Origin of the sequence: Sporosarcina sp. P16b (assembly GCF_002743065.1) — a bacterium.
Taxonomy (GTDB): Bacteria; Bacillota; Bacilli; order Bacillales_A; family Planococcaceae; genus Sporosarcina.
This window is the reverse complement of sequence record NZ_PDYO01000006.1, coordinates 104,922-128,038: the sequence shown is the minus strand read 5'-3', so window position 1 is coordinate 128,038 and position 23,117 is coordinate 104,922. Positions and strand designations below refer to the sequence as shown.

The following is a 23,117-nucleotide window of genomic DNA, read 5'->3' as shown; positions in this document are numbered from 1 at the left end:
ATCTATCACTTACAAAACATCGAGACACTGCCCAACCCATCGAATTGTGCAACGATAGAGTCACCAGACCCAAATGCAATAGCTTCAGACATCGCACCACTTAGCACGATATCACCTTTTTTCAAACCTTTTCCGCGCTTACTTAATTCTTTTACAGACCAAGCAATAGCTTCAGCAGGATGTCCTAATACGGCAGCACTTGAACCCGTTTGTTCAACTTTACCGTTTTTAGTCATCACCATTCCGATGCTGTCCAATTGTATCGATTCAGGAGATAGCCATTTACTGCCTACTACAAATTTAACTGAAGAACAATTGTCCGCTATTACATCCACTAATGTAAATTTGAAGTCTTTGTAGCGACTATCGATGACTTCTAATGCTGGAGCGACATATTTTGTAGCTTTGATTACGTCTTCAGCTGTTATATGCCCCCCTTCCAAATCTTCTCCAAGTAAGAATGCAATTTCAGGCTCCACCTTTGGATGAATCAAATCCGAGTACTTGACTGGTTCCCACTCTAGACAAAGCATATCTTCATGTAAATATCCGTAAATGGCTTCATCTACGCCCATCATAAGTTGCTTTGCTTTACTAGTTAACCCTAATTTCACACCGACATGTTTCGTTTCATTTTCTTTCAATCGACGCTCTAATAATTTATCCTGTAATTTATAGGACTCTTCAATTGTCAGTTCAGGATATTTATCAGTAACTTTAATAACTTCACGCGCATCACGTTCAGCAGTATATAAGTATTCTACAATTTCTTGTCCTTGATCTATCGACACTGTCATTTTTATGCCCCCACTTTCGACTTCTTAGCTAAATCAGCAGCTACATCCAAAATCATATCTTCTTGTCCGCCTATTACTTTTAACTTACCAAGTTCCATTAAGATATCGCGCGGATCTAAACCAAATCTAGCAGCAGCTCGTTCAGAATGAAGCAGGAAGCTTGAGTACACACCCGCGTAACCTAATACGAGACTGCCTTTTTTTATCTCTTGTGTATCAGGAATTAATGGACCTACGATATCTTCAGCTAAATCCATCATTTTATAAAGATCAATTCCTACATTTACTCCCATACGATCTAATACAGCAAGCAGTACTTCTGTTTGCGTATTACCCGCTCCGGCACCTAAACAACGAACTGCTCCATCGATTCGAGTAGCCCCTCCTTCAATTGCAGCAAGTGTATTTGCTACAGCTAAAGATAAGTTATTATGTGCATGGAATCCTACTTCAATATCCAATGAATTGCGTAGTGCTTTAATTCGCTCACTAACTTGATGCGGAAGTAACGCTCCCGCAGAATCAGTTACATAAACTGCTTCTGCTCCATAGCTTTCCATAAGCTTCGCTTGTTCAACTAATTTATCAACAGGAACCGAATGTGCCATCATTAAAAATCCTAAAGCTTCCATTCCAAGTTCACGCGCTTGGCTGATATGCTGTGCGGAAACATCGGCCTCAGTAGAGTGTGTCGCTACACGAACGAGCTTTGCTCCTAATTGATGTGCTTGTTTAAGTTCGTTCATAGTACCAATTCCAGGTATCAATAAGACCGCTACTTTTGAGTCTGTACATTCATCAACTGCTGCTTCAATCAATTCCATTTCATTGACTAATGATCTGCCATATTGAAGAGTAGAACCGCCTAAGCCATCACCATGGCTTACTTCTATATAATGCATACCTGCATCGTTTAACGCACGTGTAACATTTCGTACTTGGTCTGCCGTGAATTGATGTGCTACTGTATGACTTCCGTCTCGCAAACTTACTTCTGTAATTTTAATTGGCTTCTTCGTCATATAAGTTACTCCTTCCCATTTTTCAAATGAGAGATTTCTTCTCTAACATATTACGTGCAAAATCTTCAGCAACCCTCGTTGCCGCTGCGGTCATAATATCTAAATTACCAGCGTAAGCAGGGAAGTAATCTCCAGCTCCTTCTACTTCAACAAATACCGTTACAACATTTCCTTCGAATAGTGGTGGTTGTTTTAAACGGTAACCAGGCACATATTCCTTTACCTTTTCTACCATATCGCTAATAGATGTTGATATCGCTTCTTCGTCCATATTTTTCACTTCACAATAAATGGTGTCGCGCATTAAGATTGGAGGATCAGCAGGATTCAAGATAATCAGAGCTTTTCCTGTATCTGCACCACCTACGTCTTCTATTCCTTTACGGGTAGTGAGTGTGAACTCATCAATATTTGCCCTTGTTCCAGGGCCTGCACTTAAACTGGAAATCGTAGCTACAATTTCACCATATGTAACGTCAGCCACTTTATTGATAGCATTCACAATCGGAATAGTCGCCTGTCCACCACATGTAATCATGTTGACATTATCAAGATCTTTAGAGTCTGCGTTGGAACTTACTGCCGGTGAAAAGAATGGCCCTATAGCGGCAGGCGTTAAATCGATTGCTAGCTTCCCTAAGCTTTTAAGTACTTCCGCATGGTGAATATGCGCTTTTGCCGAAGTGGCATCGAATACAATATCCGCCAGTTCAGGATGATCTATAATAGCTTGAATTCCAGTAGAGTACGCTTGATAGCCTCTTTCTTTCGCTCGCTTCAGTCCATCAGAGTTAGGTTCTATCCCAATGACAGCTGTTAACTCTATAACATCACTACGTTCAAGTTTATACATTAAATCTGTTCCGATATTTCCAGAACCGATGATGGCTGCTTTTATTTTCTCCATTATTTTGCTCCTTTCCTTATAATCCGATCTTTATTCAAAATGCACCATAACAGATCCGATAGGGCCGAAGTCTGCCTCAATTGTATCTCCGGCTTCAACAACAACCGCTCCAGATAATGCCCCAGGTAAAATCAATTCGTCTTTCTTCAATGTAATACCAAATGCATGCAACTTATTTGCAAGCCAAGCAACAGCATGTGCTGGATGTCCAAGTGCTGCAGCTCCTGCACCTGTTGCAATTAATTCTTCATTTTTGTAGAGACTCATACAATTAGTACGTAAATCTAACGTTTCCAACGTAGTTTGCTTATCGCCAATTACAACTTTAGCACTCGAACCATTATCCGCGACTGTATCGATTAATTTAATTTTCCAATCCGACACACGGCTATCAATGACTTCAATCGTAGGCACAACATGCTTCGTTGCCATCATCACATCTAAATACGTTACATTCGGTCCCACCAAATCTTCGGACAATACAAAGCCGATTTCAGCCTCCACTTTCGGTGCCAGCATTGAATTCACTTTAATGGAAGCTTTATTTCCTAATTCCATATCATCATATAAATGTCCATAGTCCGGCTCATCTACATTTAACATTTTTTGCATCGCTACACTAGTTAGTCCAACTTTCTTCCCAATGACAGTTCTTCCATCTGCTAATTTCCGTTTTACCATCTCTAGCTGAATATTATAAGCATCCTCTACTGTCAATGAACTATCTCTATCCGTCAAAGGCGCAATACCTTTGCAAGTTTTCTCAGCTTCCAATAATTCTGATGCATAATTTTCAATTTTAGTAGACACGATATTCCATCCTCCTGCGTGAAAACAACAAAAGGCGGGCACAATGCCACCTTTCGCTGTCCAGTTTATTTTTTTATTGTAATAGTCTTTGCTTCCGTATAGAAATCAAAGCTATGACGACCGCCTTCTCTTCCTATTCCGCTAGCTTTAGCTCCACCGAATGGAGTACGCAAATCGCGTACGTACCAGCAATTCACCCATAGTAAACCAGCATGTACTTGAGAAGTAACTCGCTGTCCCCGTCGCAGATCATTCGTCCAGACAACGCCAGCCAGTCCATAGATGGAATCATTCGCAATATCAATTGCTTCTTCTTCTGTCTTGAACGGAATGATTACAGGAACTGGTCCGAAAATCTCTTCTTGCGCTACACGCATTTTATTGTTTACATCATATAAAACAGTAGGTTCATAGAAGTTACCTTCAGGTAAGCCTTCTACCATCTTACCGCCATAGGCAAGTTTAGCACCCTCATCGAGTCCGATCTGCACATAGTCTGCAACTTCTTTCAAATGACTTTTAGATACAAGTGCTCCCATGTCTGTAGCTTCATCTGTCGGATCACCAACTTTAATGTTCTGAACTGCCGCAACGAATTTTTCAAGAAATTCCTCATAAATTCCTTCTTGCACAAGAATTCTTGATCCCGCAAGACAAATTTCACCCTGGTTGCGGAAAATTGCTTCGATTGATCCTTCTACCGCTTCATCCAGATCTGCATCTTCAAATACTATATTTGCTGACTTCCCGCCTAATTCTAAGGAAACCGGAGTTAGATTTTCTGCTGCATTACGCATGACAGTCTTTCCAGTTTCGGATTCACCTACAAATGAAATACGCTGAACATATGGATGTTTCGCCATCACGGTCCCAACTGTGCTTCCTGGACCTGTAAGAATGTTTAAAACACCTGGCGGCAAGCCGGCTTCATTCGCAATTTCTCCAAGTAGAACTGCACTTAAAGGTGTATCGGAAGCGGGTTTAATTACGACAGTATTTCCTGCAGCCAATGCAGCAGAAGCTTTCCATGTCATTTGCATGAACGGAAGATTCCAAGGAATGATTAGACTCGTGACGCCTGCTGGAGCGTATTGCACGTATGACATGTGGTTCGCCATATCATAATGCTCATGCACCATATACTTCGCCATTTCAGCAAAGAAACGAAAGTTTGAAGCGGCTCGTGGAATATCGAACTCACGACTCTCACGAATAGGCTTCCCGACATCCAATGTCTCAACATATGCAAGATGATCTACTTTTTCTAGAATCAGATCAGCCATGCGACATAAAATTTCTGAACGCTTTTCAACCGGCATATTACTCCAGACTCCACTGGTAAATGCATTATGTGCAGCTTCAATAGCTCTGTTAGCGTCTTCTTCTCCGCCTTTAGCCACTGTTGCAAGCTTTTGATTGGTTGCTGGATTTATCGTATCGAATGTGTCTCCTGAAATTGCATCTACATATTTCCCATTAATAAATAGTTTTGCATCCTGGACCGTTGTATTGTCCGCTACTAATTCTTTAGCCACGATATCCCTCCTAGTCCTCGATCTCGATGATCATCTCAATTTCTATTGCTGTATTATTAGGAAGTTGCGACATTCCTACTGCCGACCTTCCATGCTTACCTTTTTCACCAAATACTTTACCGATTAAATCAGAAGCGCCATTCATTACTTTCGGCTGATCAGTAAAATCTTCTGTGCTATTGACCATACCCAGAACCTTCACGAATTGTTTTACTTTACTCAACTCACCGATTTCTTCTTTCACGACACTCAATAAGTTCAGCATGGATTGCTGCGCTGCCAAATAACCTTCATCCACAGTCAAATCTCTTCCTAATTTACCATGGTATTGATCAACGCCTTGTCCCGCAGTGAACAATAGATTTCCCGTGCGAACACATCGAACATAATCTCCAAGTGAAGGTCGTAATGCAGGTAATTCCAACCCTAATTCATTCAACTTTTCTTCAGGCGTCATTTTTTCATCTCTTCCTTTACTGATATGTTTAAGAATTCCAGTGCGTTTCCTCCCAAAATGGCCTGTCTTTGTTCATCAGTTAAATTCACTGTGTCATCGACTACTTTGCCCGGTGGGATTTCACGTAATAAGAACGGATAGTCAGAACCCATTACAATCTTTTCATGACCAAAACGATCAATCATAAAGTTGAGATTCAATGGATCATAGTTTAATGAATCAAAATAGAAGTTTTTAGCGTAATAGCTAGGCATTTCTTTCGTCTGTCTCAAATGTGGCCAAACTTTCCAACCTTGATCTAAACGTGGCAAGATGTAAGGGAATGAGCCTCCGCCATGCGCAAAGCAAACTTTGAGTTTTGGAAACTTCTCCATTACTCCACCATTTATTAGACTTGCTGCAGCTAAAGCAGTCTCACTTGGCATACCTACTGTATACATAAAGTTATGACGTGGCATTCTGTCTTTACCAAGTGTTTCCCACGGGTGTACGAATAGAGGCACTTCCCACTTCTCGGCCATTTCAAAGAACTTAGTGAAGTCAGGATCATCCAGATTCTTACCATTAATATTCGTTCCAATTTCAATGCCTTTAAGCCCTAGTTCCTTTACACATCTTTCCATTTCGCGAATCGAAATCTCAACATCTTGTAAGGGAACAGTTCCTAAACCAATAAACCGCTCTGGATACTGTTTAACAGTATCCGCAATAAAGTCGTTCTGGATCTTCGACATTTCTTCCGCTTGCTCTCCGTCTGCCCAATATGAGAATGTCACTGGTATGGGGGACAGTACTTGAATATCCACGCCTTCCGCATCCATATCTTCAATGCGTTTTTCGGGACTCCAAACTTGGTTTGTCACTTCACGGAAAACATTACCTTCAACCATAATATCCGCACCACATGAACACGTTTTTTCTAAAGTCGGCCAGCGTCCACCACCGAACTTCTTCACAAAGTCAGGGATATTTTCAGGAATGATGTGTGTATGGAAGTCTACTCTCATTTCCACAGCCCTACTTCTTCTGGCATTACATGACCACAGTTATCACATGTACGCAGTTCCTCACTACCATTGAATTCTTCAATTGCACCTTTGACTTGCGTCTCGATGTTCGTCAATTGAACCGTCTTTTTATGCATCTGCTTATCACAATTTTCACAGAACCAGACGAAATCTTCTAGTTCGCCTTGATCACGCTTACGTTCGATTACCAGTCCATACGTGTCAGCAACACGATGTGGTGAGTGTGGCATCATAGCTGGAAGCATGAAGACTTCTCCTTCTTTAACTTCTACTACTTCACGCTTTCCTTCAAAGTTGATTACTTCTACAAAGCAACTACCTTTTATTTGATAGAAAAATTCTTCAGAAGGGTCCACATGAAAATCACGTCTTCTATTCGGACCACCTAAAATCATACAAATGAATTCTGAGTCTTCCCATAAAACTTTGTTATTGACCGGTGGCTTTAACTCGCTTTTATTTTCTTCAATCCACTGTAGCAGGTTGAACGCCTTTAAAGTTTTGATTGTTGAAGTTGTCATTTAAAACCCTCCATTATTTTAGTTGATGTTTTTTCGTGTTAGACGATGCAAGACTCATTCTGTTATCACATACTAAAAACAGACAGAATCAAACATTCTTTATTGCTTGATTAATTCTATATTTAGCATAATTGAAAACGCATACATTTGCTACGTGTGAATTTCACTATGTGGAACAGTTAGAGTTCTTTCAAAACTCTTAGTATTTTAAGATTTAATCTCTCTTTTATTATTTTATTTACTTGAAATCGAATTATGAAATTTGCTACATGGCACTATGATTTCATCCAAATCATTAGGTACTATAATTTCACCTCTAAAGTGTTTTGAAGCCAATGAGTGTGTAGTTTCTGTGAGTGTCCCAGGAAGGAAATGAGTAAGTATTAACTGCTTAGCTTGAGCCTGACTTGCCATTTGGGCAGCTTGTTCAGGACCACAATGTTCCTTTTGCAATTCTTCCCATATCCTCTTCCTTTCCACACTAAGTGTCCCAGAGTATATTTTATTTGGTGCTAAACAACAATCCACTACCATCGTATCTGCATCCATCGATAAATTGACTAATTCTTCAACTGGCGCAGTATCACCAGAAAAGACAACTGATTGATCTTCAGTTTCAAATCGGTATGCATAAGTCAAAATACTGTGAATCATCTCAGCAGTTATTACTTTAACGTTATTAGGTAAATCAATTTCTACAGCACCCGAACTTTCAATTTCAATAACATTTGTATCGATTAAACCGTCTGGAGATCTGCCAAGGGATAATTTGTAAGCTATATCTTCCTCATACATTTTTAAAATTTGTTGATGAAACTGTTTAGTACCCTTCGGACCAATCAAAGTTAGTTGCTTTCTGCTACTAAACCACCTCCCTAACAAAAATTGTCCATATCCAAGAATATGATCCGCATGTAGATGTGTTAAAAATATATAATTAATAGAAGCTAATTCTATATCTGCTCTACTGAGTTGATATGAAACTTTCTCACCACAGTCTACTAGAATAGGCTGTTCATTTATCCATAAAACCTGGGAAGGTCCAGACCTCTCTTTATCGGGCCAAGGGCTTCCAGTGCCTAACATTGTTACTTTTAACTCAGTCATTACAGTACCTCCATTTCAAAGTTGTTTCTAAAATATTTATTCATATTTTATATCTTCTTCTTTAAAATACTTAATAGCACCTGGGTGGAATGGAATAACAACACCTCTTGAAACACTTTTTGGTGATATATCAAATGAATTGTGTACTTGTTTTATATCTTCCTCATTCTCCATAATAAATTTAACTAAGTTATACACCATATCATCATCTGTATTTTCATGTGTTAATAGCATAGTTTCAAATGCCCCAATTGTGATATCTTCCTTCTGATCTTTATAAGTATTTGCTTCTACTTCCATTGAAGAGTAGTATGGATGATTTTCAGTAAATGAGGATAACTTTTTTTCATCAAACGGTATGATTTTAACATCCATCAACTGAGATACTTCAGTAATTAAGGGAGCTGGAATAAACCCTGTTAATATACCAACATCTATACTTCCGTTTTGAAGTCCTTCACTAATTTCGGGATTACCCAATGGAATTACTTTCACATCTTCATCAAACGAAATATTATATTCATCCGCCAACAATGTTTGCATGAAATTGTAAGGAGAACTTCCCTTTGGTGCGACACCAACTTTTTTACCTTTCAAATCTTCAATTGATTTGATTTCCGACTTTTTGGGGACTACAATATGAACTGCAGCATAACTAAACCACGTTACAGCTTTTAAATCTTTATGTTCGCCCGTAATGATTGGGTCTTTACCTTGGTAAATGTTTGTTGCAATATCTGAAGCGGGTACACCAAACGCTGCTTTACCCTTCTCACTACGAGAAATTAAATTCTTCGCAATTTCTGTTGAACCATTTACAGATTCTGTTGACAAGACTACATCTGGCATCTCTTTTGAACTGTTGAACAATTGACTAATTCCTGCCCCTATTACATAGTTAGTACCGCCTGATCCTGGCGTGTAAAGGGGAACAACACCAGTCGTTTTATCATCGGAAACCTCTCTATCAGCTGATTTATCCGAACTGCACGCTGCTACTATAAAAACAATAGACATCAATACTAATGAAAGTGCTAAATTCTTTTTCATGTCATTCCTCCTATTCCCTTTTACTTCTATTGGATTTTTATTGCATATCATTAATTACAAGGATTTATCCAAAATAATAGTTTCATTGATTTTATTAGCACTCCTCCACTCATACATTAAAACAATCAATATGATACTGAGTCCTATGAATGACGATAAGACATTAACTGTTATTAACATGATTGAACCTGCAAAGAGAATCAATCTGCTATAAATACCTAATTCAGCTTTGAAGTAGCCTTCAATCGAAACAGCAATCGCGTAGACACCAATTAAAGCTGTAATAGTAGCGAATATTATTGGTATAGCCGAACCAATTAAGAGTAGTTCTGGACCAAACACAAACATGTAAGGAACAATGAATGCGACTAAAGCGAGTCTACATGCAACAAGCGATACTCTCATAGGACTGGTATCTGACAGTCCTGCTGCGGCATAAGATGCTAAAGCGACCGGTGGTGTTATAGCTGATAATGTTCCATAGTAGAAAATAAATAGATGTGCTGCTATTGGAGGAACACCTAGATTAACCATTGCAGGTGCTGCCAATATAGCTAGAACCAGATAAGATGCTACAGGCGGTAAACCCATCCCCATAATAATTGATGCAAGCATCGTCAAGATACAGAGTAAAAGTAGATTACCACCTGATAATTCTAATAGAACACTGGAGAAACGAAGACCCATACCCGTCATGTCAATCACACCAATAACAATTCCAGCCGCACTACATGCCGCCACAACCATTAATGAGAGTTTAACACCCTCTTGTAAAGCAATAATTATTTGCCTGAACGGCATGCGAGTCTCTTTTCTAAGTAAACAAGCAAGCGGTACAGATACTATAGCCCAGAAAGCAGCATTATTGGCAGTCATTTGGAAAACCATTAATAGAATTACAAGTACAATTAACGGAAGCATTAAATGTCCTTTTTTAAGTATTAGCTCTTTCAAATCTACATTATTCTCAACTTCTGTTGCTTGTAATCCTTCTTTAGCTGCTCGAAGATCCACCATAACGAAGATAGCTACGAAATAAATTATGGCTGGAATTAATGCAGCAAAAGCAACTTCCGCATAACTGACTTGCAAGAAATCAGCCATTAGAAAAGCCACAGCCCCCATAATGGGAGGTAAGATCATTCCACCAGTTGAAGCTACTGACTCTACAGCTGCAGCATAAGTGGGTTTATAACCAGCCCTTTTCATTAACGGAATAGTCAGCACACCCGTAGTTACAACGTTGGCTACTTGACTCCCGCTGATAGACCCGAATAGAGCACTGGCAACTACTGAAACCTTTGCTGCACCTCCTCTAAATCTTCCAACCAATCCCATTGCCAAATCTAAGAACATGTTCCCTGCTCCAGATTTCTCAAGCATTGCACCAAAAACTACGAATAAAACAATATAACTCGCCGATACACCAAGTGGGATACCGAAAACGCCTTGATTTGATAGACCAATTTGAGTTACTATCTGCTCAAAAGAATAACCTGAGTGTTGTATCATTAAAGGAAGTTTATCTCCTATGAAAGCATATATTAAAAATATAACTGCGATAATTGGGAGTGCTAAGCCTAGCATTCTCCTGGCAACTTCTAGCGTTAGCAATATCACTAAAACTCCAATAATAATAGTTATTGATGAGGGAGAACTAATTTCCATCGGTAAATCCAAATATCTAACTGTTAGATATCCACCCACGACTAAGGAAAGTATAGACAGAATAATATTCACAGATAATCCGAATTTACTTTTTGGCTTTTCCAATACTTTTTTCTTCTTAATAAACGGATGCAACAAGAATACTAAAGCAAAGGCTAAACCTAAGTGGACAGCACGCTGTTGTGTAGCAGGGAATAATTGTATCCCTCCGGAATATAAATGAAATACTGCCATTACAAAAGCCAGTATTGCAATTATGCCTGTTAACAATTTCCTCATTTTTTCAGATCCTTTCTATATTGGAGGTGAAAGAGTTCTTAACCGCTAGATTTAATATATTAATAACTTAATGGTTAAGCGCTTTCATTTCTTAATAATCTGAATTATATATGTTTAATCCGTTTTAGTCAAATGTATTTTGTAAGTATATTTTTTTTGTTGTTTTCAATGCGTTCAAAGTGTAAAATTAAAGATAATACAAGTCTTCCTTAGCACTTATAACTTTTTCGAACTTTAGTTTCAAACATAATTCAATAGGGGGCAATATATTGTGATAAAAGAGCTTTATAGGAAAAATTCTATTAAAGATAAACGTTTAAAACATTTAGTTGCATTGATTTATGAATATGGGCCACTTTCTAAAAGTGATTTGATGGAAAAAGCTGAATTGACAACTACTACATGTTCTAGACTACTAGATGATTTATTAACTGAAAAGATTGTGACTGAAAGTGGTTATGGAGAATCGAGCGGTGGAAGGAAACCTTTCTTATTTGAAATTAATACTAATTTTTATTATTTAATTGGGATCGATATTTCCCGTAGCTATACCAAGGTCTTATTAATGGATATTAAATTGAACGTATTAAATGAGGCACGCCTTAAAATGGGTGTATTAAGCACACCTAATGCAACTGTTGATTTTATCGAACAAAACATCGAGCAAATGCTTACTAATGAAAATATCTCCAAAGATAGAATTTTAGGTATTGGCGTTGGTACTATCGGTCCTTTAGATAGTAAAAGTGGCATTATATTAAACCCAAATCAATTTCCTTCCTCTGGTTGGAAGGATATCCCGATAAAAGATATATTAGAAGAACGTTTGGGGTTAGAAGTGTTAGTTGATTATGGAGTAAATACGGCGTTACTGGCTGAGTATAATAATCATTACAAAGACCAATACAGTAATATAATTTATATGTTAAAGGGTGTTGGCAGTCGAACAGGCATGATAATAGAAGGAAAGTTAAAACCAGGCACTGACAAACTTGGTATACACGGTCAAGGTCATATGATAGTTGATATACATGGCAGAAAGTGCTATTGCGGTAGTTATGGTTGTGTACAAGCATATTCATCTATTCAAGCAATTAATACTGATATAATAAATGCACTCAAACAAGGTAAAAAATCAATTTTGACAGAAATGACTGATGATATAGAAACAATTGATTTCGATGATATTTGTTATGCAGTAAGGAATAACGATCCACTGTCATGTGATATTGTAGAAAACTCTGCTTATTATACAGGTATTGGTATTTCAAATCTAATTAATGTTTTACACCCTGATTTGATAATTGTGAACGGGGCCACATATAATATGAAACTCTTCTATGATACAGTGGTAAAAGTTGCTACTGAAAGAAGTAATATTATTTTTCCAAATCATACCCTCCATTTCAGTCGAGGATATCTAGGAGAGAACGCTACTGCTATTGGTGCAGGTAGACTTCTAGTGACTAAATATTTAAGTGATTTATAAATATAAGCTACAAGGCTGTAACAAAATGAAAAACACCTCAAAAGTTAGATTTGAACTCTAACTTTTGAGGTGTTTTATTATTGCTAAATGCGCTATGGGTTTTATTTGTTATTTTGTTCGTAGAAAACTGGTGGTACAGATCCGAAGACTCTGCGGTGATACATCATAGGCTCTTTTTCTTTATCAATTTTCAGATCAATTACTTTCCCAATAATAATTGTGTGATCGCCTGCCTCAATCGTTTGGAATGTCTCACATTCGAATACACCGAATGCATCCTCGATAATTGGTAAACCGTTATTAGACATTTTCCATTCGCATGTTGCGAAGCGATCTTCTACGCGGCTCGCGAATGTACCGCATACTTCTTGCTGCTCTCCTGCAAGTACGTGTACAGCGAATTTACCGCCTCCTGTAAATTCTTTTATAGAAGATACTTTATGATCAATTGACCATAGAAGAAGCTGTGGATGCAATGACACAGAAGCAAACGAGTTCACTGTAAGGCCTACTGGCGTACCATCTTCTGTTGTTGCAGAAACGATTGTTACACCTGTTGGATAATTCCCCATGATGTCTCTAAATAGCTTTTCTTTTTCAACTTCATTCATTGCAATATCTCCTTAAGGAATATTATGGTTGATGCAACCATTAATTTTATATTGGAAAGCATTATCAAAGTAAAATCCTCTTACTCGACAATGCCTATTTCTCATACCATACTTATAGCGCTACAGTATCTTTCATCATTTCCAATGAATCTTTCAAAGCTTTGTCTACCATTTCATACGATGGGTTATTACGCTTATGCGTATTGTAGAACATTCCCAATTTACGAACTGGATCACCGGAATAGTATCGCTCGTATTGTACAAGACGCTGACCGAATGCTTCTCCGCATAGATCCCAAGCTAGCTTGAATAGACGTACGCGATGCTCAGCTGTTACGCCTGAACGCCCACCATAGTGTTTTTCCATATCTTCTGCAGTTTCAGGGTTTGCGAAGTCTGCCCCTGTTGGAGACATGAGCAACCCACCTGCTCCGATCGTTTGTAAAATCTCCATTGCACGTGGATAGAGTGTCGGTAAGATTCCACGTATCGTCTCTAAAGGAACAATAGCCGGAATTGCTTCACCGTGTGGAGTTAAGGTAAACTCATGCTCCGCTACACGTACCAATGCACGAATTGTTTCAACTCCTTGGATCAGCTCAGATAATTGGTTTTGCACGTTTAAGAATCCATCAACTCCTACTGCATCCGCAATTGCACAAGTAACTTCTGACGCAAATGAAATCTTCGTCAATCCACGAACTGCTGACTGATGTGATGGTTGTAAGTTGATACCTGTTTTAGGATATAATAAGTTTCCAGCTTCTACATTTTGATTGATAAACACACGATCCCAAGGTACAAGTACATCATGGAACACAAGCACTGCATCCATCTCTTCAAAACGGCTAGCTAGTGGATGATCCCAAGTAGAACGTTGACCATTTTGGGTTTCTTCACGGCAATACATACGAAGTCCAGGAGTGTCGATCGGAACAGCAAATGAAATTGCATATTTTTCATCGCCAGGTTTGAAACTAGGGTATGAATAAATAATGACTTCGTCTGTTACAGGTGCAAGGGTAGCTAACATCTTGGATCCACGAACAATCAAACCTTCTTCTGTTTCACGTACAACCCCTAGATGTGTAAATTCATCTTCTTGTTCATTAGAAGCTTTACTACGATCATTCTGTGGATTAATAATTGCATGCGTCAGGAATAAATCATTATCTCGAATATAATTATAGTAATTTACAATATTATCGCCCCAACGTTCTCCGTACTGTCTAAAGAACCAATCATTGGATGCCATCGCTGTAACTACAGTCGCTAAGAAATCTGGTGTTCGTCCCATTAAACCAAAAGTTGCCTCCGCCCAAACTTCGAATACACGTCTACGAGCTTGTAGATCCTCTCCGTTACGTGGAATCAGAAATGCATTATTTACTCTTTCGCCGGTTTCTTCACATACATGGGTAATTTCCTCTTGGTATTTTGGATCATGTTGCATATCATAAAGCTTTGCCATTTCTTTTATGGGTTGTTTGAAGATTGGTTCGTCAGCTAAATTGGAGATACGACGCCCCCCTAAATATACTTCTGGTTGACGTGACCTAACCGCTTCGATATAATCTGCACCTGTTCTAATTCCCATTGTGTATTCCTCCTATATTTTAGTAGTATTCTAATATTTTCACATTGTTAAATAAAAGCTGTAAGAGTAATATTTGTAAGCCCTTTCATTTGGTTTTTTAATAATCTTCCTACCATTGAAAGACGACTTTTCTTCTCTTTATGCCTTCACCACAATTAACTTACTTGTAATATACCTATTCCGTTGAATTGACACAATATTCATATTTCATACTGTGAAACATAAATATTATTTTGTACTTATTTTAAATTCATTCGTCATCAATTCTATCAAAAAAAGCTGTAGATAAACTCCACTAATCCTGGAGTTTATCTACAGCTTTTAATTCATCAATCCTTATACAAACTAGGAATCCATAATGCTGCATCTTCCCAGTACGTTAGGATGAGCAATACAACGATCGCCATAGCCAAGAATGGCATAATGGCTTTAATAAGATCTTCAAACTTCACTTTAGCGATAGACGATACAATGAATAGTCCCGTACCTACTGGCGGTGTAAGGAGACCAATAGTTAAGTTAATACATACAATAACTCCAAAATGTACAGGGTCAATCTGATATGTAGCAAGCAATGGGAGCATAACAGGAATTAGAATAATCAATGCCGCTATCCCATCCAACACAGTTCCAATCAATAGTAAGAAGATGTTAACTAATAGTAAGAACATCAATGGATTATCGGATAGTGAAAGCATGGAGTCGGCTACCAATTGAGGTATTTGCTCGTATGCAATAATAAAACCAAATAAATTTGCCATAACAATCAAGAATGAAATAGTTGCCGTATTTACAACCGTATTCACTAGGATTTCGGGCATATCTCTCAGTTTCAACTCCCGATACGCCAGGCCAATTACAAATGCAATCACACATGCAATTGCTGCAGATTCAGTAGGTGTAAATACTCCTCCGAGTATACCAAAGATGATAGTAAATGGTATCAACATCGCAGGCAAGACACGTGAGAATGATTTCACGATCATCTGGAAGGTTGCTTTTTCACTCTTAGGAAACTGTTGTTTTTGGTTCATGATTCCAATAACTATAATAAATCCAATTCCCAACATGATACCTGGAATTACCCCAGCCATAAATAGATCAGCAATCGATGCGCCTGTTAATGTTCCGTATATGATGAATAACATACTAGGTGGAATGACAGGTGCTACAATAGAAGAAGCTAATGTAATAGCTGCAGAGAAGTCACGTTGGTAGCCTTCCTTTTCCATTTCGGGAACCATGACTTTACTCATCATTGCAGCCTGCGCGTTTGCAGAACCTAGTATTGAAGCCAAAAACATGTTTGCGATAACAGTCACATACGCTAATCCGCCACGATAATGACCGATTAATACTCTGGCAAACGATACTAGTCGAGTCGTAATCCCCCCACCGTTCATTAACTCTCCCGCCAACATAAACAACGGAATAGCCAAGAGTCCAAAATTATCAATCCCAGAAAACATTTTCTGAGGTGCCGAACTCAATAATGTCGTTAAGTCACCAAGGAGCAAATAGCAAATGGATGTAATGGCCAGTACCAAAGAAATTGGAATACCAATTGCTAAGAATAACAAAAATAATCCTATGACAATGAAAATCATAGCGTTTGTCCCCCTTGCTCTTTTGTCTTAAGTAAGTTTACAAGATGGGTTAGTAAATGAATGAATGCAAAACTTAAACCTACAGGGACAGATGCATATGGTATCCACATTGGAAGCCGCATAGTAGACGAGGTTAAATTGATAACAGATAAAAGCCACGGATAACTCAAGTATAGTAATATTCCAATAAACATTAAAATTATTATATGGGAAACTATCTCAAAATACCTTTTCCCCTTCACTGAAAAGCGATCCACTAAAAATGTAACAGAAGCTTGGGACTTATACTTAAGCCCCAAACTTCCACCGAGAAATGTAATCCATGCCATTATGAAAATACTCGCTTCACTCGCCCAAAATATCGGTGCGTCCAAGAAATATCGGAACACTACAGCGACTGCGATAATAATTGTCATTGTGGCAATCAAAATCATCGCTATAAACTTTTCTAGAGTTTCTATCCAGCTGCTAAGCTTATTCATATTGCATATTCCCCCTATTTACGGAACGTTTCAATGAACTCTTTAATCAATGGATCTTTCGCTTTGTATTGCTCATCATATTTTTCTTTGTACGGCTCAAACAAAGACTCGTCCATTTCATATAACTCCATCCCTCTGTCCTTCAACGTATTCATATACTCTTCTTCTAGAGATGCACGTTTCATTGTTCCATATTCAGAAGCCGCAGCCATTGCTTCCTCTACAATCTTTTGATCTTCTTCTGGCATTGCATCAAACTTTTTACCGCTAGCAATCATAACTGAAGGCCATACCATATGATTCGTCAATGCCGCGAAACCTGTTACTTCATTAAAATTAGATGTTACCGCAGCATCCAAATCCATTTCCATTCCATCAATGACACCAGTTTGTGCTGCTTGATAAACATCTGGTAGGGAAATCGATTCAGGATTAGCACCTAGTAAACGATACCAATCTTGTAATGCGGGACTTGGCGTAACACGTAAAGTCAATCCTTTAATGTCTGTTGGAGTTTCAACTTTTTCCCTGAACATCATCGTACGATTTCCAGAGAAGAAATAGTTCTTCGCACGTAATCCTTGATCATCTAATGTAGCCAAAACTTTCTTCGCAACATCTGAATCTTTTGCTTCGAATGCAGCTTCATATGAATCAAATAGATACGGTGCAAACCACGAGCTGAACGCATCTGATCTTGAAGTTAGAAATGCAGTTGTAATAAATCCAAAATCCAATGACCCTGTCTCAAGCTGTTGAACCATATCCGGTTCTCCACCAAGCTGTCCGCCCGGATATAACTGCATTTTCATTCGACCATCTGAACGTTCTTCAAGTTCTTCAGCAAACTTCTTTGCCGTTTCGTTCCAAATATGATCAGGTGGTGCTATATGAGCTAGTTTGAAGTTATATGTTTGTCCTGCGTCTCCAGAACTCCCTGCTTTGCCAAGATCTTCAGCTTTCACATCATCGCCGTCTTCCCCACATGCACTCAGGAGTAATGCAGCTAAAATTGTCATAATGAAAAAATATAATCCTCGTTTTTTTGTCATGTATTGACTCCCCTTTTCTCTCTCTTAAATAGGTATTCAGAGTATTTCGTAAACTCTCCATAAAACTTTACTGTTACTCTATGGTAGATAGCAATACAGTACAATTTGTTACCATCCCCCCTTTAAAAGTATATATTATATGTCATACTTCAATGTATCCAAGTTCTTTTGATATGGAATCAGCAGCTTTAATTACACTTTGAATAATCATTTTCTGATTATTTCCTTGCATATAAGAGGCCGGCCCTACCAAATTCACTGCAGCAATAGTCTTACCTGAATACGATAAAATTGGCGCAGCAATTGCGTAAGTACTCGTAGAGTTTTCATTATTACTAATGGAATACCCGATGTCACGTACTCTCTTTAAGTCTTCTTTTAACTTATCAATATCTGTAATAGTATTGGATGCTTGTGTTGAAAGCCCTCGTTCTATTGTTTCTTTAAGATAGATATTGTTATAAGCTAACAATACTTTTCCTGTACTCGTAGCATAAGCAGGTTTTCGTGATCCGATGTGTGTGTGAATAGGAGATGCTTGTTGAGAGGATACTTTCAGAACAAAGACCACTTCCCCTTTGTCAAACATTGCAATATGGGCTGTCCCTGTAAATCTACTAATCAAGTCTTTTACAAGTGGTATGGCTCTGTCATAAATATCTTGCTGAAACATGACATTATTATTCCATTCGAGTAATTTCCAGCCTAAACGATAACGCCTGTTTGAATCTCTCATTAACACACCTTCATTACACAGTGTACTAATCAGATGATGCGTTGTACTTGGACTCATCCCAAGCTTATTGGCAATTTCCGCATTTCCTAAAACTGGTTCCTCATTGGAAAAACAATTGATGATATAACATGCTTTTTTAACAGATTCTATCACTTGGTTTTCTCCCCTCTAGCTGGATATAAGTACGTTTAATTAACCATACTTGTAAACGCTTTCAGTTGAATACAAAAAAAACATTTTTTGGATTCTTTCAACAGAATATTTACTGCACTATTAAATTTTAACGGTGTAGATCTGCCTTAAGATGACTCCTAACTCGCTGAGTAATGATTTAAATTATACGAATGCTACAATAAGAAAACAAGCTTTAAATTTCACATTGTGAAACCCAATTTGACAATTCAATAAACTTTCAGTTTTCCACTAAATCTATTAGATAGTCATTGAAATACTACTTGCATAATCTAATTCCATAAAAATATAACTCGATATAAAGAAGAATCGGGTTATAACATTAGTAGTGGGTATTCGTTTATTCTACATTTTCATCATACTCCGACTGATTGATCATTCGCTTACCTATTGTACGTTTCCATATAAAATAACAAATCGTGATGAATAATAACCAAGGGAATCCTAAAACAAGTGTGGCTTTAAAATCTGGAGAGAACCACGTTGACAATACGACACTTGCTAGTAATAATGCTCCAAATATAGTGAGGTATGGATAACCAATCATTCGAACAGGCAACTTCCAGCCATTCATTTCATTCCATTTCTTCCTGAAAAATAAATGGGTAATGAATATCATAAACCACGCAAACATCGCGCCAAAGCTTGATAAGGAAATCATCAACGTGAATGCAGTATCAGGTTTTATAATTGTAAAGACTGTTGCAAATACAATTCCAATAACAGATACAAGTAATGCGTTAGAAGGTACAGATCTTTTATTTAGTTTACCTAAAGTTTTAGGAGCAAATCCACCTCTTGATAATGAAAACATCATTCTTGTAGAAATATATAATTGACTATTCATAGCTGATAGTGCAGCAATCAATACGACAAAGTTCATAATTGCAGCTGCTCCTGGTATGTCGACAATCTGCATCACTTTAACAAATGGGCTTATATCAGCGCCTGCCATAGTCCAAGGAACAATCATCAACATCAAAGATAATGTTATCAAGTAAAATAAGATTAAACGAACAACTGCAGAGCGCAATGCGATAGGAACAGCTTTCTCTGGATCTTTCGCTTCCCCTGCACTGACTGCAATCATTTCAATACTTAAGTAACTGAATAATGATATAAAAACGGCAATCCACATTCCATAAAAGCCATTTGGGAAAAATCCTCCATTACCTGTATAATTTTGGATTCCAATAGAAGATGTAGCGTCAGCCCCCACAATGACATATGTTGCAAGTATAATAAATCCAGTAATTGCTACTACTTTTATTAGGGAGAACCAATATTCTACCACTCCAAACACCTTAACAGTCGTCAAGTTTACATACATTAAGATTGCCGCAAATAATATGATCCAAACGATAGCAGGTACTGTTGGAAACCAATACTTCATATAGATTGCTACGGCTGTGACTTCCGTTCCAATCGCACAAACTAGGCTGAACCAATATGAATAACGTACAGAAAAGCCAGCCCATGGATTAATATACTTTTCAGCATAAGCCCCGAATGAACCAGTCACGGGATGAGCCACCGTCATTTCTGAAAGACATCCCATCAGCAGTAATGCTATCAAAGCTCCAATCGCATAGCTTACGATTACACTTGGCCCCGCAAGACCGATTGCCAAGCCACTCCCAAGAAATAATCCTGTTCCAATTGCTCCTCCAATCGCGATCATCGTAAGTTGTCCTGTCGTCAGACTTCGGCTTAACCCTTTCTCTCTTTCAATTATGTCTTGAAAACCCATTTCTTTCTTCCCCATCACTCCACCCCCTCATTTTTCATGACACCACATTGCGTTCTTTCCCATACTGCTCATAGTGCTTTTCAAGAACAATACGTTTTAAAATTTGCACTGTATTGAAGACTTCTTCATATGATGTGTAAAAAGCAATCGGTGCCAGTCGTATAATATTTGGCGGACGATTATCTGGGATTACTTTTTCTGCAACCAATGCCTTGCATATTCGGATGGCTTCATCATGCTCTAGACAAATGTGGCCGCCACGGCGTTCATCCTCCATTGGATTGCCAATCGAATAACCTAATCCATCTAACTCTTGTTCGATCAACTGAAGCATAAAGCGAGTGATATGAAGGGATTTCCGACGTACCTTTTCAATGTCTGCTTCAACAAATAGCTCCAATGAAGCAATAATAGGCGCCAAGCTCAGTACATGAGACGTTCCAACTTGGAAAGCCCCTGCTGACCCTTCAACATCCAATGTGTGACTCATATCAAACTGCTTATTCTTTTTAGAACTATACCAGCCTGCAAGACCTGGTGTAATTCCGAAATGCTTCTTATTAACATAAAGTCCTGCAACAGACCCGGGTCCACCATTCAAATACTTATAATTGCACCAAACAGCAAAATCCACTTCCCATTCACTAAATTGATGAGGCACTGCACCAATAGAATGACATGCGTCAAAACCAATATGAATATCACGTTTATGAGCTTCTTTCGTCAATCGCTCAATATCCAATAGTTGTCCGCTGCGATATAATACCGTAGGCAAGAAGATTAAAGCTATTTCATCGGTCATTGCAGCAATAATATCATCCTCTTCAATCATTCTTCCGTCACGACTCTTCACTTGAATCAACTGGTCATCAGGATCGTATCCATGTAGTTTAATCTGGCTTTGAAGTGCATAAATATCTGAAGGGAATGTTAGTTCATCAGCTAATATTTTTGTCTTTTTTCCTCTTGGTTTATAAAAAGTGGATACTACTTGGTGGATATTACTCGTTGTTGATCCGCAAATTGATACTTCTTCGCTTTCCGCTCCAATAAGCGGTGCACACATAGCGCTTAATTTCTCTGGCAAGTAGAACCACGGATGTTTTCCGTTTGTCCAACCTTGAATCGCCAACTGCTTCCAAGAATCCATAAGTTCATCGACTTTGACTTCAGCCCGCCTCGACATAAGTCCTAGTGAATTACCATCCATATAAATTTGACCTGATTGAAGGAAAAACTCATCACGGTATTGCCGAAACTCATCTTGCGCATCGTATTCTCTAGCTTCTTCAACTGTAATCATTTTTTTTATATACATAGTGTAAATGCCTCCAATAATCTGAATTTACTTAATACTATTAGTTAATTGACACAGTGTCAATATCTTTCTGTGCAAGTTTCAGAGAGTTAAATATCAAATACTTCATTGTATGAATAAAATATGTGCGCTACAATAGGTACAATTCAATTAGAAAGGAGGCAGTCCGATGAATAGAAAAGAGATTACGGACGGAAGAAGTTTGAGATCTATTGCTACAAAGAAGCGTTTGCTTGAGGCATCTAAAGAGCTGTTCTATGAGAATGGTTTTGAAAAAACCACCATTACACAAATTATTAAGAAAGCGAAGACGGGTTATGGTACAGCATATGTCTACTTCAAAGGGAAAGATGATATATTAATCATGCTCATCGAGGATGTGATGCAAGAGTTTTTGGATATGGCGAATACTCCATTTGCACCCTCTTCAAAGCAAGAGGCAGAAGCCTTGATTCATAAGCAAGTGATGCTATTTTTGAATATGGCAAAAAAAAACCATCAAATCATGAAGGTATTCTCTGAAGCCATCGGTCTGTCTTTAGCAGTGAACATGAAATGGAATGAAATACGCGAATCATATATTTATTATATTACGAATGATATTACATACTCACAGTCTTGTGGGCTAGCTCGCTCTGATCTGCAAGCCAACCTCGTTGCACGTTTTTGGTTCTTCGCAAATGAAGGCTTTCAGTGGGAAGTAGTTCATAAAACCAATACAGCTTCGATTGAAGAAATTGCAAATACGTTAACAGCTATGTATGTGGACGGTTTATATAACACGTAAAAAGCAAACTCCCATCTGGGTAAGTTCGCTTTTTATCGAATTTGTACAATCTATTATTTATGATTGATGTTTTTGCTTAATTTCTTTCATTGTCAAACCGCCTACTCCCCAATTTGCATCCTGTATTTCTGTCACAATAACTCGTACTTGTTCAGGACGAACCTCCAGATTCTTGACCGTTGCTTCCGTGATGTCTTTGATTAACCCCTTAATCTGTTCTTTGTTTCTTCCTTCTAGCACTTGAACTTGAATGATTGGCATATTACACCTCTGTTTTATAGTTTTGTATTTCATGCTATATCACTACTACATCTA

Annotated in this window: 22 protein-coding genes; 2 read left to right on the top strand and 20 right to left on the bottom strand. The window is 38.2% G+C overall.

Going from position 1 to position 23,117, the window contains the following annotated elements; genetic code table 11:
* Positions 1–5: 5 nt before the first annotated feature.
* The 11 genes from CSV77_RS09510 to CSV77_RS09460 form a co-directional block, all read right to left on the bottom strand.
* The gene (locus tag CSV77_RS09510; protein WP_099673228.1) at positions 6–797 is read right to left on the bottom strand and encodes a 2-keto-4-pentenoate hydratase; all 792 of its coding nucleotides are present in this window, start codon (positions 795–797) and stop codon (positions 6–8) included.
* A 2-nt stretch (positions 798–799) separates the two neighbouring features.
* Complete coding sequence (dmpG, locus tag CSV77_RS09505; protein ID WP_099673227.1) at positions 800–1,819, bottom strand: 4-hydroxy-2-oxovalerate aldolase; 1,020 nt, start codon at positions 1,817–1,819, stop codon at positions 800–802.
* Between the two features lie 22 nt (positions 1,820–1,841).
* Positions 1,842–2,726, bottom strand: coding sequence for an acetaldehyde dehydrogenase (acetylating) (locus CSV77_RS09500; RefSeq protein WP_099673226.1), 885 nt, complete (start codon positions 2,724–2,726; stop codon positions 1,842–1,844).
* A gap of 30 nt (positions 2,727–2,756) precedes the next feature.
* On the bottom strand, positions 2,757–3,536 hold the full coding sequence (locus tag CSV77_RS09495; RefSeq protein ID WP_099673225.1) for a 2-keto-4-pentenoate hydratase: 780 nt from the start codon (positions 3,534–3,536) through the stop codon (positions 2,757–2,759).
* Between the two features lie 65 nt (positions 3,537–3,601).
* Positions 3,602–5,071, bottom strand: a complete 1,470-nt coding sequence (locus CSV77_RS09490; protein ID WP_099673224.1) for an aldehyde dehydrogenase — start codon at positions 5,069–5,071, stop codon at positions 3,602–3,604.
* A 10-nt stretch (positions 5,072–5,081) separates the two neighbouring features.
* Positions 5,082–5,528, bottom strand: a complete 447-nt coding sequence (locus CSV77_RS09485) for a RidA family protein (protein WP_099673223.1) — start codon at positions 5,526–5,528, stop codon at positions 5,082–5,084.
* Positions 5,525–6,535: an amidohydrolase family protein gene (locus tag CSV77_RS09480; RefSeq protein WP_099673222.1), complete on the bottom strand. Its 1,011-nt coding sequence runs from the start codon at positions 6,533–6,535 to the stop codon at positions 5,525–5,527. Before CSV77_RS09480 ends, CSV77_RS09485 begins: the two co-directional genes overlap by 4 nt.
* Positions 6,532–7,077: a 3-hydroxyanthranilate 3,4-dioxygenase gene (locus tag CSV77_RS09475; RefSeq protein ID WP_099673221.1), complete on the bottom strand. Its 546-nt coding sequence runs from the start codon at positions 7,075–7,077 to the stop codon at positions 6,532–6,534. The genes CSV77_RS09480 and CSV77_RS09475 overlap by 4 nt, the downstream gene beginning before the upstream one ends.
* 234 nt (positions 7,078–7,311) lie before the next feature.
* Entirely contained in the window at positions 7,312–8,184 is an 873-nt protein-coding gene (locus tag CSV77_RS09470) for an MBL fold metallo-hydrolase (RefSeq protein WP_099673220.1), read from the bottom strand.
* 36 nt (positions 8,185–8,220) lie between these two features.
* The gene (locus CSV77_RS09465; protein ID WP_158232056.1) at positions 8,221–9,234 is read right to left on the bottom strand and encodes a TAXI family TRAP transporter solute-binding subunit; all 1,014 of its coding nucleotides are present in this window, start codon (positions 9,232–9,234) and stop codon (positions 8,221–8,223) included.
* A 54-nt stretch (positions 9,235–9,288) separates the two neighbouring features.
* Complete coding sequence (locus tag CSV77_RS09460; RefSeq protein WP_099673218.1) at positions 9,289–11,181, bottom strand: TRAP transporter permease; 1,893 nt, start codon at positions 11,179–11,181, stop codon at positions 9,289–9,291.
* A 271-nt stretch (positions 11,182–11,452) separates the two neighbouring features.
* Between CSV77_RS09460 and CSV77_RS09455 the strand changes: the two genes are divergently transcribed.
* On the top strand, positions 11,453–12,670 hold the full coding sequence (locus tag CSV77_RS09455; RefSeq protein WP_099673217.1) for an ROK family protein: 1,218 nt from the start codon (positions 11,453–11,455) through the stop codon (positions 12,668–12,670).
* A gap of 101 nt (positions 12,671–12,771) precedes the next feature.
* Here the strand turns inward: CSV77_RS09455 and CSV77_RS09450 are convergent, their stop codons facing one another.
* The 8 genes from CSV77_RS09450 to kynU form a co-directional block, all read right to left on the bottom strand.
* On the bottom strand, positions 12,772–13,281 hold the full coding sequence (locus tag CSV77_RS09450; protein WP_099673216.1) for a flavin reductase family protein: 510 nt from the start codon (positions 13,279–13,281) through the stop codon (positions 12,772–12,774).
* Positions 13,282–13,393: 112 nt separating this feature from the next.
* On the bottom strand, positions 13,394–14,878 hold the full coding sequence (locus CSV77_RS09445) for a 4-hydroxyphenylacetate 3-hydroxylase family protein (RefSeq protein WP_099673215.1): 1,485 nt from the start codon (positions 14,876–14,878) through the stop codon (positions 13,394–13,396).
* Between the two features lie 329 nt (positions 14,879–15,207).
* Positions 15,208–16,485 (bottom strand): TRAP transporter large permease, encoded by a 1,278-nt coding sequence (locus tag CSV77_RS09440; RefSeq protein WP_099673214.1) that lies wholly within the window; start codon positions 16,483–16,485, stop codon positions 15,208–15,210.
* On the bottom strand, positions 16,482–16,967 hold the full coding sequence (locus CSV77_RS09435; RefSeq protein WP_099673213.1) for a TRAP transporter small permease: 486 nt from the start codon (positions 16,965–16,967) through the stop codon (positions 16,482–16,484). The genes CSV77_RS09440 and CSV77_RS09435 overlap by 4 nt, the downstream gene beginning before the upstream one ends.
* A gap of 14 nt (positions 16,968–16,981) precedes the next feature.
* Positions 16,982–18,019: a TRAP transporter substrate-binding protein gene (locus tag CSV77_RS09430; protein ID WP_099673212.1), complete on the bottom strand. Its 1,038-nt coding sequence runs from the start codon at positions 18,017–18,019 to the stop codon at positions 16,982–16,984.
* Between the two features lie 142 nt (positions 18,020–18,161).
* Positions 18,162–18,908 (bottom strand): IclR family transcriptional regulator, encoded by a 747-nt coding sequence (locus CSV77_RS09425; protein ID WP_099673211.1) that lies wholly within the window; start codon positions 18,906–18,908, stop codon positions 18,162–18,164.
* A 379-nt stretch (positions 18,909–19,287) separates the two neighbouring features.
* Positions 19,288–20,712 (bottom strand): amino acid permease, encoded by a 1,425-nt coding sequence (locus CSV77_RS09420; protein WP_099673210.1) that lies wholly within the window; start codon positions 20,710–20,712, stop codon positions 19,288–19,290.
* 19 nt (positions 20,713–20,731) lie between these two features.
* Positions 20,732–22,015 (bottom strand): kynureninase, encoded by a 1,284-nt coding sequence (gene kynU / locus CSV77_RS09415; protein ID WP_099673209.1) that lies wholly within the window; start codon positions 22,013–22,015, stop codon positions 20,732–20,734.
* A 169-nt stretch (positions 22,016–22,184) separates the two neighbouring features.
* Between kynU and CSV77_RS09410 the strand changes: the two genes are divergently transcribed.
* Positions 22,185–22,802 carry a TetR/AcrR family transcriptional regulator gene (locus CSV77_RS09410; protein ID WP_099673208.1) on the top strand — a complete coding sequence of 206 codons (618 nt, stop codon included), beginning with the start codon at positions 22,185–22,187 and terminating at the stop codon, positions 22,800–22,802.
* Between the two features lie 57 nt (positions 22,803–22,859).
* Here the strand turns inward: CSV77_RS09410 and CSV77_RS09405 are convergent, their stop codons facing one another.
* Complete coding sequence (locus CSV77_RS09405) at positions 22,860–23,096, bottom strand: 4-oxalocrotonate tautomerase (protein ID WP_099673207.1); 237 nt, start codon at positions 23,094–23,096, stop codon at positions 22,860–22,862.
* Positions 23,097–23,117 lie beyond the last annotated feature (21 nt).

Bases quoted from the DNA above. Each gene is read 5' to 3' on its own strand.
- CSV77_RS09480 (WP_099673222.1), bottom strand. From the start codon at position 6,535: ATGAGAGTAGACTTCCATACACACATCATTCCTGAAAATATCCCTGAC.
- CSV77_RS09465 (WP_158232056.1), bottom strand. From the start codon at position 9,234: ATGAAAAAGAATTTAGCACTTTCATTAGTATTGATGTCTATTGTTTTT.
- CSV77_RS09420 (WP_099673210.1), bottom strand. From the start codon at position 20,712: ATGGGGAAGAAAGAAATGGGTTTTCAAGACATAATTGAAAGAGAGAAA.
- CSV77_RS09435 (WP_099673213.1), bottom strand. From the start codon at position 16,967: ATGAATAAGCTTAGCAGCTGGATAGAAACTCTAGAAAAGTTTATAGCG.
- CSV77_RS09405 (WP_099673207.1), bottom strand. From the start codon at position 23,096: ATGAAATACAAAACTATAAAACAGAGGTGTAATATGCCAATCATTCAA.
- dmpG (WP_099673227.1), bottom strand. From the start codon at position 1,819: ATGACGAAGAAGCCAATTAAAATTACAGAAGTAAGTTTGCGAGACGGA.
- CSV77_RS09475 (WP_099673221.1), bottom strand. From the start codon at position 7,077: ATGACAACTTCAACAATCAAAACTTTAAAGGCGTTCAACCTGCTACAG.
- CSV77_RS09450 (WP_099673216.1), bottom strand. From the start codon at position 13,281: ATGAATGAAGTTGAAAAAGAAAAGCTATTTAGAGACATCATGGGGAAT.
- CSV77_RS09485 (WP_099673223.1), bottom strand. From the start codon at position 5,528: ATGACGCCTGAAGAAAAGTTGAATGAATTAGGGTTGGAATTACCTGCA.
- CSV77_RS09470 (WP_099673220.1), bottom strand. From the start codon at position 8,184: ATGACTGAGTTAAAAGTAACAATGTTAGGCACTGGAAGCCCTTGGCCC.
- CSV77_RS09445 (WP_099673215.1), bottom strand. From the start codon at position 14,878: ATGGGAATTAGAACAGGTGCAGATTATATCGAAGCGGTTAGGTCACGT.
- CSV77_RS09440 (WP_099673214.1), bottom strand. From the start codon at position 16,485: ATGATTTTCATTGTCATAGGATTATTTTTGTTATTCTTAGCAATTGGT.
- CSV77_RS09510 (WP_099673228.1), bottom strand. From the start codon at position 797: ATGACAGTGTCGATAGATCAAGGACAAGAAATTGTAGAATACTTATAT.
- CSV77_RS09500 (WP_099673226.1), bottom strand. From the start codon at position 2,726: ATGGAGAAAATAAAAGCAGCCATCATCGGTTCTGGAAATATCGGAACA.
- CSV77_RS09430 (WP_099673212.1), bottom strand. From the start codon at position 18,019: ATGACAAAAAAACGAGGATTATATTTTTTCATTATGACAATTTTAGCT.
- CSV77_RS09410 (WP_099673208.1), top strand. From the start codon at position 22,185: ATGAATAGAAAAGAGATTACGGACGGAAGAAGTTTGAGATCTATTGCT.
- CSV77_RS09460 (WP_099673218.1), bottom strand. From the start codon at position 11,181: ATGAGGAAATTGTTAACAGGCATAATTGCAATACTGGCTTTTGTAATG.
- kynU (WP_099673209.1), bottom strand. From the start codon at position 22,015: ATGTATATAAAAAAAATGATTACAGTTGAAGAAGCTAGAGAATACGAT.